The organism is Cellulomonas sp. P5_C6 (assembly GCF_054049635.1).
Genome location: NZ_JBFULZ010000129.1, coordinates 1 through 11,529 on the forward strand (window position 1 = coordinate 1; position 11,529 = coordinate 11,529).

General features: G+C 73.6%; 13 protein-coding genes. 10 read left to right on the forward strand and 3 right to left on the reverse strand.

What is annotated here, in order from left to right; all coding sequences use genetic code 11:
* From ACXJKG_RS14340 to ACXJKG_RS14350, 3 genes are all read left to right on the forward strand, one after another.
* A partial coding sequence (locus ACXJKG_RS14340) for a cellulose binding domain-containing protein (protein WP_456846420.1) occupies positions 1-316 on the forward strand: 316 nt, incomplete at its 5' end.
* 121 nt (positions 317-437) lie between these two features.
* Positions 438-1,922 carry a malate dehydrogenase (quinone) gene (gene mqo, locus ACXJKG_RS14345; RefSeq protein ID WP_456846421.1) on the forward strand — a complete coding sequence of 495 codons (1,485 nt, stop codon included), beginning with the start codon at positions 438-440 and terminating at the stop codon, positions 1,920-1,922.
* A gap of 23 nt (positions 1,923-1,945) precedes the next feature.
* Positions 1,946-2,215, forward strand: a complete 270-nt coding sequence (locus tag ACXJKG_RS14350) for a hypothetical protein (RefSeq protein ID WP_456846422.1) — start codon at positions 1,946-1,948, stop codon at positions 2,213-2,215.
* Here the strand turns inward: ACXJKG_RS14350 and ACXJKG_RS14355 are convergent.
* From ACXJKG_RS14355 to ACXJKG_RS14365, 3 genes are read right to left on the reverse strand one after another with little or no spacing between them, the layout of a single operon-like run.
* Positions 2,212-2,571 carry a DUF2277 domain-containing protein gene (locus tag ACXJKG_RS14355; RefSeq protein WP_456846423.1) on the reverse strand — a complete coding sequence of 120 codons (360 nt, stop codon included), beginning with the start codon at positions 2,569-2,571 and terminating at the stop codon, positions 2,212-2,214. The genes ACXJKG_RS14350 and ACXJKG_RS14355 overlap by 4 nt on opposite strands.
* A 10-nt stretch (positions 2,572-2,581) precedes the next feature.
* Positions 2,582-3,178 carry a methylated-DNA--[protein]-cysteine S-methyltransferase gene (locus ACXJKG_RS14360; RefSeq protein WP_456846424.1) on the reverse strand — a complete coding sequence of 199 codons (597 nt, stop codon included), beginning with the start codon at positions 3,176-3,178 and terminating at the stop codon, positions 2,582-2,584.
* A complete protein-coding gene (locus ACXJKG_RS14365; protein ID WP_456846425.1) occupies positions 3,175-3,645 on the reverse strand; it encodes an RNA polymerase sigma factor in 471 nt (156 codons plus the stop codon). The genes ACXJKG_RS14360 and ACXJKG_RS14365 overlap by 4 nt, the downstream gene beginning before the upstream one ends.
* Positions 3,646-3,707: 62 nt before the next feature.
* Between ACXJKG_RS14365 and ACXJKG_RS14370 the strand changes: the two genes are divergently transcribed.
* From ACXJKG_RS14370 to ACXJKG_RS14400, 7 genes are all read left to right on the forward strand, one after another.
* Entirely contained in the window at positions 3,708-4,688 is a 981-nt protein-coding gene (locus ACXJKG_RS14370) for a pirin family protein (RefSeq protein ID WP_456846426.1), read from the forward strand.
* Positions 4,685-5,161: a YbaK/EbsC family protein gene (locus ACXJKG_RS14375; protein WP_456846427.1), complete on the forward strand. Its 477-nt coding sequence runs from the start codon at positions 4,685-4,687 to the stop codon at positions 5,159-5,161. The genes ACXJKG_RS14370 and ACXJKG_RS14375 overlap by 4 nt, the downstream gene beginning before the upstream one ends.
* A 70-nt stretch (positions 5,162-5,231) precedes the next feature.
* Positions 5,232-6,911: an FAD-dependent oxidoreductase gene (locus tag ACXJKG_RS14380; protein ID WP_456846428.1), complete on the forward strand. Its 1,680-nt coding sequence runs from the start codon at positions 5,232-5,234 to the stop codon at positions 6,909-6,911.
* Positions 6,908-8,395 carry an ATP-binding protein gene (locus ACXJKG_RS14385; RefSeq protein ID WP_456846429.1) on the forward strand — a complete coding sequence of 496 codons (1,488 nt, stop codon included), beginning with the start codon at positions 6,908-6,910 and terminating at the stop codon, positions 8,393-8,395. The genes ACXJKG_RS14380 and ACXJKG_RS14385 overlap by 4 nt, the downstream gene beginning before the upstream one ends.
* Positions 8,392-8,730 carry a UBP-type zinc finger domain-containing protein gene (locus tag ACXJKG_RS14390; protein WP_456846430.1) on the forward strand — a complete coding sequence of 113 codons (339 nt, stop codon included), beginning with the start codon at positions 8,392-8,394 and terminating at the stop codon, positions 8,728-8,730. Before ACXJKG_RS14385 ends, ACXJKG_RS14390 begins: the two co-directional genes overlap by 4 nt.
* Before the next feature lie 141 nt (positions 8,731-8,871).
* Positions 8,872-9,873 (forward strand): ANTAR domain-containing protein, encoded by a 1,002-nt coding sequence (locus ACXJKG_RS14395; RefSeq protein WP_456846431.1) that lies wholly within the window; start codon positions 8,872-8,874, stop codon positions 9,871-9,873.
* A gap of 14 nt (positions 9,874-9,887) precedes the next feature.
* Positions 9,888-11,529, forward strand: a 1,642-nt coding sequence (locus ACXJKG_RS14400; protein ID WP_456846432.1) for an ATP-binding SpoIIE family protein phosphatase, incomplete at its 3' end; no start/stop codon positions are given.

An 11,529-nucleotide genomic window follows, 5' to 3' on the forward strand; every position in this document is an offset into this window, starting at 1 on the left:
GGCCTGCACCGTGAGGTACACGACGTCCGACTGGAACACGGGCTTCACGGCGTCGGTCCGGATCACCAACGCCTCCACGTCGGCGATCACCGGCTGGAAGCTGGGCTTCGCGTTCGCCGACGGCCAGCAGGTGACCAACGGCTGGTCGGGCGTGTACAGCCAGACGGGCGCCGCCGTGACGGTGACCAACGCCGCCTGGAACGGCACGATCGCCCCGGGCGGGAGCGTGGACGTCGGCTTCAACGGGTCCCACACCGGGACCAACACCAGGCCGAGCGCGTTCACGGTGAACGGGGCCACCTGCGGCAACGGCTGAGCCGCCCCGAGGAGCCGCGGGGTGGGTGGCGCGTGACACGGACCCGCCGCCCACCCCGCGTGTGCAAGATCACAGGCCGCCTGGCCGGGAGGTATCTCGACGTCAACATACGATCGAAAACGTGCCAGAACGCGAAGAGATCGTCGACGTCCTCCTCGTCGGGGGCGGGATCATGAGCGCCACCCTCGCCGCTCTCATCACCACCCTCGAGCCCACGTGGACCGTCGAGATCCACGAGCGGCGCCCGGCGCTGGCCGAGGAGAGCTCGAACGCGTGGAACAACGCGGGCACGGGCCACGCGGCCCTCTGCGAGCTCAACTACACGCCCGAGCGGGCCGACGGCACGATCGACATCTCCAAGGCCGTCACCATCAACGAGCAGTTCGAGCTGTCCCGCGAGCTGTGGAACCACCTGGCGACGCACGACCGGCTGCCCGGCGGCGACGGCTTCCTGTCGACCACCCCGCACATGACGTTCGTGCGCGGCGCGGACAACGCCGACTACCTGCGCCGCCGGTTCGAGACGCTGCGCAAGCACCCCCTGTTCTCCGACCTCGAGTTCAGCACCGACCCCGCGCAGATCGCGCGGTGGGCACCGCTGCTCGTCGACGACCGTGACCCGTCGGAGCCCGTCGCGGCGACGCGCGCGGCCGAGGGCACGGACGTCGACTTCGGTCGCCTGACCCGCGCGATGGTCGCCGACGCCGTCACGCGCGGCGCGCGCCTGCACCTCGAGTCCGAGATCACGAAGCTCCGCCAGAAGAAGGACGGGACCTGGTCGCTCCGGGTGGCCGACCGCCGCTGGAACGGCCACCTGCGCAGCCGCAAGGTCGCCGCGCGGTTCGTGTTCATCGGCGCCGGCGGTGGCGCCCTCGGCCTGTTGCAGGCGTCGGGCATCCCCGAGGCCAAGGGCTTCGGTGGCTTCCCCATCAGCGGGCAGTTCCTCAAGACCACGAACCCCGAGATCGTCGCCCGGCACCAGGCGAAGGTCTACGGCAAGGCGGACATCGGCGCGCCGCCGATGTCGGTCCCGCACCTCGACACCCGCGTGGTGGACGGCGGCACGGCGCTGCTGTTCGGCCCGTACGCGGGCTGGACCATGAAGTTCCTCAAGAACGGCTCGTGGACGGACCTCGTCCGGTCGATCCGACCGAACAACCTGGTCCCGATGATCGCCGTGGGCATCCGGAACCTGGACCTGGTCAAGTACCTGGTGGGCGAGGTCACCGCGACCGACACCGACCGTTTGCGCACGCTCCGGGCGTTCATGCCGACGGCCCACCCGCGCGACTGGGAGCTCATCGCGGCCGGGCAGCGGGTGCAGGTCATCAAGAAGGACAAGGCCAAGGGCGGCGTCCTGGAGTTCGGCACGGAGCTCGTCACGTCGGCCGACGGCTCGATCGCCGGGCTGCTCGGGGCCTCGCCGGGCGCGTCCACCGCGGTGGCCACGATGCTCGACCTGCTCGAGCGGTGCTTCCCGGACCGCTCCGACGCCTGGCAGCCGCGCCTGCGCGCGATGATGCCGAGCCTCGGAGGCGGCGAGTGGGACGAGTCGTTCGAGCTCGACCAGCTGGTCGACGACGAGCAGATCCGGACCGACAGCTGACAGCGCTGCGGCACGATGGGGTCATGGCTGACCCCCACCCCGTCGAGGCCGTGAGCGCGGAGATGCGCCACGCCAAGGTCCGCGCCGCCACCGAGCACACGACCGTGGGTCAGGTGACGCAGACCGACGACGGGCGCGTGACCATCGCCTGCGCGTGCGGCATGGTGCTCACCAACGGACCGACCTGGTCGCTGGACGAGCACATCCGCCTGCACCGCGCGGAGGCGCGCTTCCTGGCGCTGGCCGCCGTCGCGCCGGACGGCATCCCCCGCCTGGTGCGCTGGCCCCTCTAGACGCCGGCGTGCACGTGGACGTGCTCGTCCTCGTGCTCGTCCTCGTCGTGCTCGTGGGGCAGCCCCAGCTCGTGGGCCCGCTCGTGCGCCTCGCGCGCGGCGATCCGCGCCTGCACGTCCGCGCGCCGCAGCGGCGGGACCGTGGTCGGCGGCTGCCGGCGGGCGGGCAGCTCGTCCAGCAGGCGGGCCGTGATGGCGGCGACCTGCCGGACGGCGTCCTCGAACGGCTCCCGCGTGGCGTCGCTCAGCGACTGGACCCCGGTGACCTTGCGCACGTACTGCCGCGCGGCGGCCTCGATCTCCTCCGAGGTGGCGGGTGGCTCGAGCCCTCGGAGCGTGGTGATGTTCCGGCACATGGTGACGACGCTACGCCGCCGCCCCGACACGCGTCTCGAGCTCGAGGAGCGTCAGCTTGGCCTCCGCTCCCCCGGCGTACTGGCCCGGCGAGCCGTCCGAGCGCACCACGCGATGGCACGGCAGCACCACGGGCAGGGGGTTGAGCGCGCAGGCCGTGCCGACCGCGCGCACCGCCCGCGGGCTGCCGGCGAGGGCAGCCATCGCCGCGTAGCTCGCGGTCCGGCCGAAGGCGACGTCCGGCAGGTGCAGGACGACGTCCCGGCGGAAGCCGCGCAGCAGCTGCAGGTCCAGCGGCACGTCGAACGCCGTGCGCCGGCCCCCGAAGTACTCGTCGAGCTCGCGGGCAACGTCGTCCAGCTGCCGCGGCGCCTCCAGGACGCGCGGGCTCACCGACGACGCGAGCGCGGACAGCACGGCGTCGTGGTCCTGGACCTCGAACGCGACCCGGACCAGGCCCGCGGGCGTGCGCGCGAGAAGCAGGCGGCCCACGGGGCTGTCGACCGTGCGGTAGGCGACGTCGATCAGGCCGTCGGCGGCCGCACGGGCCGCGAGATCGCGGTGCAGGCGAGCGAGGTCGTCGGCGCTCGCGTCCGGAAAGTCGATCATGGCTCCTCCTGGTCGGTCACGGTGCGGCGCAGGGTGGCCACACCGTCGGACGCCGCCCGCCGCGCGGCTGCGGCCGTGCCGCCGACGAGCGCGGCGACGTCGTCGTAGGGCAGCCCCCCGAGGTGGTGGTACGCGACCACCTGGCGCTGCTTGGTGGGCAGCGCGGCCAGCGCCGCCCACAGGTCGAGGTCGCGGCCCTCGGGGCGCAGCGGTCGGTCGGGGACGTCCGCCACGGGCACCGCGTGCCGGGCGGCCCGGCGCACCACGTCGATCGCCTTGCGGTGGGCGATCGTCACGAGCCATGCCTCGACGTTGGCGTCGGCGGGCAGGTCCGGGTAGGCGCGGAGCGCGGCGAGGAACGTCTCCGACCAGGCGTCGTCGGCGTCGACCGGGCCGACCACCGCGCGGCACACGCGCAGCACGGTGGGTCCGTGGACCACGACCACCCGCTCGAAGGGTTCCTTCACGCTCACAGTCTGCAGACGCACAAGGCCCCCCGTGTGTGAGGTCCGACTTTTAGAGTGGCCTCATGACGAACCTCGAGGTGCGGCCGGTGCCGGAGGTGTGCGACCTCGTTCCCTCGCGCGGACCGGTGGTCGAGCTGCACGAGGCGCGGGACGTCCCGCTCGGCGGGGTGCGCGCCATGCGGGTGCGGCGGACGCTGCCGCAGCGCGCGCTGCCCATGGTCGGCGCCTGGTGCTTCCTCGACGAGTTCGGCCCGCAGCACGTCGACATGCGCGTGCTCCCCCACCCGCACACGGGCCTGCAGACCGTGACCTGGCCCGTCGCCGGCGAGATCCTGCACCGCGACAGCGTCGGGTCCGAGGCCGTGGTCCGGCCCGGTCAGCTCAACCTCATGACGGCCGGGCACGGGGTCGCGCACTCCGAGTTCTCGCTGGGCACCGAGCCCCTGCTGCACGCCGTCCAGCTCTGGGTCGCGCTGCCCGACGGGGTCGCCGAGGGTGCGCCTGGGTTCGTCCAGGTGGGCGACCTGCCGGTCTGGGAGGCGCCGCGCGCCCGCGTGACGGTCTTCATCGGCGACCTCGACGGGTCGTGGTCCCCGGCCCGCGTGCACACGCCGCTGCTCGGCGCGGAGGTCACGCTGGACGCCGGCGCCGACATCGAGGTGCCTCTGGTGCGGGGCTTCGAGCACGCGGTGCTGCTGCTCGGCGGCTCGGCGGAGGTCGCCGGCACGCCGCACACGACGAGCGGCCTGCTCTACCTGGGCGACGGGCGGGACTTCGTGCGGGTCCGGTCGCACGACGGCGCGCGGCTCCTCCTGCTGGGCGGGGCTCCCTTCGCGCACGACCTGGTCATGTGGTGGAACTTCGTCGGCCGCGACCACGCCGACATCGCGCGGGCCCGCGCGGACTGGGAGTCGCCGGACCGCGCCGAGCGCTTCGGGCTGGTCGCCGGCCACGACGGTGCCCGGATCCCCGCCCCTGAGCTGCCGAACATCCGCCTCCAGCCGCGCCGCCGGCTCCCGCGCACCCTGGGCGAGACCTCGTGACCGACCTGCCCGTCCGCTCCCGGCTGGTCGCCGCGGCCCTCGACGACGCCGGCGTGCCGGGCCGGGTCGTCGAGCTGCCCGACTCGGCACGCACCGCGGCCGAGGCCGCCTCGGCGGTCGGCGTCGAGGTGGGGGCGATCGCGAACAGCCTCGTCTTCTGGGCCGACGACCGCCCCCTGCTGGTCCTGACCAGCGGTCGGCACCGCGTCGACACCGTGGCGCTCGCCGGCGTCCTGGGCAGGTCGCACATCGGCCGCGCCACCCCGGACCAGGTGCGGGAGGCCACCGGGCAGGCCATCGGCGGGGTCGCTCCGCTGGGCCACCCGCAGCCGGTGGAGACCGTCGTCGACGTCGCGCTGGCGGACTACCCGCAGGTCTGGGCCGCGGGCGGGACGCCGCACACCGTCTTTCCGACGACCTTCGACGAGCTGGTCCGGATCACCGGCGGCACCGCGCTCGTGGTCGGCGACTGAGGGCCGTCCGGGCGGATGCGCGGCGGGCAGCGATCGGCACAGACTGGGCACGACGAGAGGGGACCACGTGGTGCAGGCGAACGGTGACCCGCAGCGCAAGCCGGCGCTGCTGACGGTCGACGACGACCCGGCGGTGTCCCGGTCCGTGGCCCGTGACCTGCGACGACGGTACGGGGACGCCTACCGCGTGGTCCGTGCGGACTCCGGCCCGGAGGCCCTGGACGCGCTGCGCGAGCTCAGGCTGCGCGGCGACCAGGTGGCCGTCCTGCTGGCCGACCACCGGATGCCGGTGATGACCGGCATCGAGTTCCTCGAGCAAGCCATGGACATCTATCCGCAGGCGCGGCGGATCCTGCTGACGGCCTACGCCGACACGGACGTCGCGATCGACGCCGTGAACGTGGTGGACCTGGACCACTACCTGCTCAAGCCGTGGGACCCGCCGGAGGAGAAGTTCTACCCGGTGATCGACGCGCAGCTGGAGGCGTGGACCACGAACCCGCCCAGGACCGTCGCCGAGACCAAGGTGGTCGGGCACCGCTGGTCCGCGCGGTCGTCGGAGGTCCGCGAGTTCCTCGCCCGCAACCAGGTGCCCTACCGCTGGTACGCCAGCGACAGCCCCGAGGGTCGCGTGCTGCTCGACGTCGCGAAGGCCGACGACTCGGCGCTCCCGGTCGTCGTCACCACCGGCGGCACCGTCCTGGTGGCACCGACCGACGGCGACCTGGCGGCGCAGGTCGGGCTCTCGGTCAACCCCTCCGAGCGGTTCTACGACCTCGTCGTCATCGGCGGCGGGCCCGCCGGGCTCAGCGCCGCGCTGTACGGCGCGTCGGAGGGCCTGCGGACGGCACTGGTCGAGAGGAGCGCCACCGGCGGGCAGGCCGGGCAGAGCTCCCGCATCGAGAACTACCTCGGCTTCCCCGACGGAGTCTCCGGCGCCCAGCTGACCGAGCGCGCCCGGCGGCAGGCGCTCAAGTTCGGCGCCGAGATCGTGATGACGCGCGACGCCGTCGGTCTCGAGGTGCACGGTTCGGGCCGGTCGGTCAGGTTCGACGACGGCAGCTCGGTCGACGCGCACACCGTGATCGTCGCCAGCGGCGTCGCGTACCGCGAGCTCGACGGCCCGGGCATCGGCGCGCTCACCGGGCGCGGGGTCTACTACGGGTCCGCGCTCACGGAAGCGACCGCGTGCTCCGACCAGGACATCTACGTGGTCGGCGGGGCCAACTCGGCCGGCCAGGCAGCGATGTACCTGTCCCGGCACGCTCGGTCGGTGACCCTCGTCGTGCGCGCGGCGTCGCTGGACCAGTCGATGTCGCGGTACCTGATCGAGCAGGTCCAGCAGAACCCGAGGATCCGGGTGCGCGTGCACTCGGAGGTGGTGGAGGCGTCGGGCGACGACCACCTGGAGCAGATCGTGCTGCGGGACACCGTCACGGGCGAGAAGGAATCCGTGGACACCGGATGGTTGTTCGTGTTCATCGGGGCCGCCCCGCTGACCACGTGGCTCGACGGCACCGTGACACGCGACCAGCACGGCTTCGTCTGCGCCGGTCACGACCTGCTGGTCGAGGGCAAGGTTCCGGACACCTGGCCCCTCGACCGGCCGCCGTACCACCTGGAGACGAGCGTCCCCGGGGTCTTCGCGGCCGGCGACGTGCGCGCCGAGTCCGCCAAGCGGGTGGCCTCCGCCGTCGGCGAGGGCGCCATGGCCGTGATGCTCGTCCACCGCTACCTGGAGCAGCTGTGACCACCACGCAACCGACCGCCGTACCGCTCGCGTCGATCACCCGGACCCACCTGGCGTGCGACATCGACGAGCTGCGGACGATGTTCCTGTTCGAGCGCCTCACCGACGAGCAGCTGCTCTGGCTGTGCGGGCACGGGCACGTCGAGTTCATCGACCCCGGGGTGCTGTACCGCGAGGGTGACCCGGCGACCGACTTCTACGTCATGCTCGAGGGCTCCCTGGCGCTGTACCGACGGGTCGGCGTGGACGACGTCGAGATCGCACGGACCGCCCAGGTCGGGGTCTACGCGGGCGCGTGGGCCGCCTACCTCGGGGACCGCGTGCCGCAGGCGTACTCGCAGACCCTCCGCGTGCTGGAGCCGTCCCGCTATTACGTCCTGTCCGCCGACGACTTCGCGGCGTTCATGAACGACTGGTTCCCGATGGCGGTCCACCTGCTCGAGGGGCTGTTCTTCGGGCAGCAGAGCTCGCAGCAGGCGATCGGGCAGCGGGAGCGCCTGCTCGCCCTGGGCTCCCTGTCGGCCGGGCTCACGCACGAGCTCAACAACCCCGCGGCGGCGGCCACCCGGGCCACCGCGACCCTGCGCGAACGGGTCGCGGGGATGCGGCACAAGCTCGCGCTCATCGCCTCCGGCCCGTACGACCGCGAGCAGCTGGCGCAGATCATCCACCTGCAGGAGAAGGCGGTCGACGCGCTGGCGCGGGAGCGCGCCTCGGACGTCGTGCCGACGGCGATGCAGGTCTCGGACCTGGAGGACTCGCTGGGCGAGTGGATGGACGAGCACGACATCGCCGGCGGCTGGGAGCTCGCCCCCAGCTTCGTGGCCGCGGGGCTGGGCGTGGAGTGGCTCGACTCGGTCGCGTCGTGCGTGGGACCCGAGGTCCTCGAGGGCGCGGTCCGGTGGCTCGCGTACACGCTCGAGACCGAGTCCCTCATGAACGAGGTCGAGGACGCGACCGGGCGGATCTCGAGCCTGGTCRGGGCCGCCAAGCAGTACTCGCAGATCGGCCGCGCCCCCGACCAGACCGTCGACGTGCACGAGCTGCTCGACAGCACGCTCACCATGCTGGAGCGCCAGCTGGGCGAGGGGATCACGGTCGTGCGGGAGTACGACCGCACCCTGCCCCCCATCCACGTCTTCGCCGCGGAGCTGAACCAGGTGTGGACCAACCTGATCGACAACGCCGCGCAGGCGATGGACGGTCACGGCACCCTGGCGCTGACCACCCGGCAGATCGACGACTGGCTCGAGGTCGAGATCGCGGACACCGGTCCGGGCATCCCCGACGCCGTGGTCGGACGGATCTTCGAGCCGTTCTTCACCACCAAGCCCGTGGGCTCGGGCACCGGGCTCGGGCTCGACATCTCGTGGCGGATCGTCGTCTCCAAGCACCACGGCGACCTGTCCGTGACCTCCGTGCCAGGCGACACGCGCTTCCGCGTCCGGCTGCCCTACCACTCGACGGAAGGACCCACCCCGTGATCGCGATCGACCCGACGGTGCCGCCCAGCGGAACCGGCTGCCTCGAGTGTGACCAGGTGGACGGCTGGTGGTTCCACCTGCGGCGCTGCGCGTCCTGCGGGCACGTGGGGTGCTGCGACACCTCCCCCAGCCAGCACGCGACCGCCCACGCCCGCGCGACCGGGCACCCGGTGGTCCGGACCTTCGAGCCCGACGAGGACTGGTTCTGGGACTACGAGGCGGACGCGTACACGGACGGCCCCCCGCTGGCGGCGCCGGAGCACCGCCCGCTCGAGCAGACCGTGCCGGGCCCGGCGGGACGCGTGCCCGAGGACTGGCGCCGGCACCTCCACTGAGCCGCCCGACGCGCTGCACGCGCGTTCCTGGCATACGCTGCGGTCGCACCACGGCGGGCCTCCGCGTCCGACGGGCGCACCGGGTTCAGCCAGGAGCCCACGAGGAGCTCACGCCCCGACGGGGACGTCTCGGAGGTCGTCGTGCCCACCCCCCACACCACGCCTGCCCAGGTCGGTCGCTTCCGCTACACGGCGCCGACGGGTCGATGGTGGTGGTCCGACGGCACGTTCCGGATCCACGGCATGGCACCGGGCGAGGTCGTGCCGACCCTGGCGCTCATCTCGCGGCACATCCACCCGGAGGACCGCGGCCGGGTGCTCGACGCCCTGGGGCAGTGCGGCGTCGACGGGGAGCCGTTCGGCTGCCAGTACCGGCTGCTCGACCTGGGCGGCGCCGAGCACTCCGTGACGCTCACCGGCGCCGGCGAGCCCGACGACTCCGGCCTGCGCACGGTGACCGGCTTCCTGGTCGACGTGACGGCGTCCCAGCGCGACGCCGTCGCCCACCGCGTGAACGAGGAGCTCACCCAGGCGCTGCGCTCGCACGCCGTGATCGACCAGGCCAAGGGCGCGTTCATGCTCGGGTACGGCATCGACGGCGATGCCGCGTTCGAGCTGTTGCGCTGGGGTTCCCAGCAGCGCAACGTGCGCCTCCTGACGCTCGCCGAGCGCCTCGTCGCCGCGGTCGAGGTGGGCGGCGGTCTCGGCTCGGACACGCGGCAGCGGCTGGACGACTTCTTCTTCGCCAGCCTCTCGGACGCCTCGCAAGAGACTGCGCGGACGAGCCCGGGGCTCGACATCGCGTTCGACACGTCCGGCGACGTGCCGGTGGTCCGCGTCGAGGGGCCCGTCGACCTGGCGACCGCGCACGAGCTCACCGCGGCGGTGACCCAGCTGATGATCAAGGCCCGCGAGACGGGCGAGATGGTGGTCGACCTGCGCGACGTGTCCCACCTCGGCTCGGTCGGGGTCTCGGCCCTGACCGCCGCCCACCGGCGAAGTGCCGCCGCAGGTGTGAGGATGCGTATCGTGCTCTCCCCCGGGACCAGCCTCGGGCTGGCAGGAGCGCACGGCCTGGACGTGATCAGCGCACCCACCGACAGGTCGACCGACCGCGACCGGCTCGACCAGGTCGCGCAATGAGCTGAGGGGTCCCGATGGCGTCCGACGGCTACGTCGACCAGGACGCCGTCCTGCGCGCCTTCGACTCCTCCCCCGGGGTCCAGCTCGTCGTCAGCGCTCCCGACCTGCGCATCGTGGCGGCCAACCGTGGTGCCCGCGACGCGTTCCAGCGCGGCAGCCTGCTCGACGTCCGCCTGCGGGACCTGCGGGACCCGGGCTTCCAGGCCGTCGTGTCGGCGCTGACCGAGGCGGTGCGCACCGGCGAGCCGTTCCACGACGACCAGGTGCCCGTGGTGGCCGACTGGTCCAACCCGGCGTCCRGCATGTGGCTCGACCTCACGGTGACGCCGACGCGCGACGAGTMCGGCTCGGTGCGGGGCGCGGTCGCCGCGGGGATCGACATCACGACGCGCCTGCGCGCGGCGCAGCTCGAGCGGGACGGCGCCGCGACCGCCGACCAGCGGCTGGCCCGCGCCCGCGAGGTCGTCCTGCGGCTGCAGGGCGCGCTGCTGCCGTCGACGGTCCCMCTGCTGCCGCGGGTCGACGTCGCGGCGTCCTACCTCGTGGCGGGTCTCGAGCAGGCGGCGGGCGGCGACTGGTTCGACTCGGCGACCCTGCCGGACGGGCGCCTCTCCCTCACGGTCGGCGACGTCGTGGGGCACGGCGTCGAGGCGTCGGCGATCATGAGCCAGCTGCGCGCGGTCCTCGCCGCGCGGCTGCTCGAGGGCGCCGGGATCCTGCGCGCCCTCGAGGCCGTCGAGGCCTTCGCCGGGCGGGTCTCGGGTGCCTTCGCGGCGACCCTGTGCGTCGCGCTGCTCGACCCCCACACCGGAGACCTCGAGTACGCCACCCGCGGGCATCCCGCTCCCCTCGTGGTCGGTCCTGACGGCGCCCACGTCCTGCCGACCACCGGCGACGGGCCGCTCGGCTCCCGCACGGAGGGACGCGTGGCCACCGCGAACCTCCCCGACGGGTCCGCGATCGTGCTCTTCACCGACGGGCTCGTCGAGAACACCCACCGGCCGCTGCGCGACGGCCTCACCGCCCTCGAGCGGACCGCGCTGGACGCGTACCGCGACACGTCGGGCGGCGCCTCGGTGGCCGGACGGATCTGCCAGCACGTGCCGTCGGTGCTCATCGACGACGGCTTCACCGACGACGTGACCGTGCTCGCCGCGCACCGCCGGCCGGCACCGGCCCCCCTCCGGCTCGACGTGACCGCCGACCCCGGGCAGCTGGCGCGGGTCCGCGGGGCGATGGACGCCTGGGGGCTCGGCGTCGGTCTGGGCTCGCGGGACCGCTCTGCGCTGGTGCTCGGCGTGAGCGAGGTGATGGCGAACGCCGTCGAGCACGCCTACCGGGACGTGGACCCGGGCACCGTGGAGATCCGGGCCACGATCCGGGACGACGCCATGGTCGAGCTGGTCGTGCGCGACCACGGACGCTGGCGTGAGCCCGACCGCGACCCCGGCGAGCGCGGCCGCGGGTTCAGCATGATGGCGTCGGCCGGGCTGCAGGTCACCGTCGAGTCCGGGGACGACGGCACCGCCGTCACGCTGGAGTGCCCGGCCCGCCGGCCGGCACCCGTCGACCAGGCCGATGCCGTCTCGGACTCCGTGACCCGCTCCGCCGCCCCGCTGTCCCTGCGTTCCGACGCGGCCGGCGCCCACGTCGTCC

Coding starts and splice junctions, on each gene's coding strand:
- ACXJKG_RS14370 (WP_456846426.1), top strand. CDS start 3,708: ATGACGAACCTCGAGGTGCGGCCGGTGCCGGAGGTGTGCGACCTCGTT.
- ACXJKG_RS14350 (WP_456846422.1), top strand. CDS start 1,946: ATGGCTGACCCCCACCCCGTCGAGGCCGTGAGCGCGGAGATGCGCCAC.
- ACXJKG_RS14360 (WP_456846424.1), bottom strand. CDS start 3,178: ATGATCGACTTTCCGGACGCGAGCGCCGACGACCTCGCTCGCCTGCAC.
- ACXJKG_RS14355 (WP_456846423.1), bottom strand. CDS start 2,571: ATGTGCCGGAACATCACCACGCTCCGAGGGCTCGAGCCACCCGCCACC.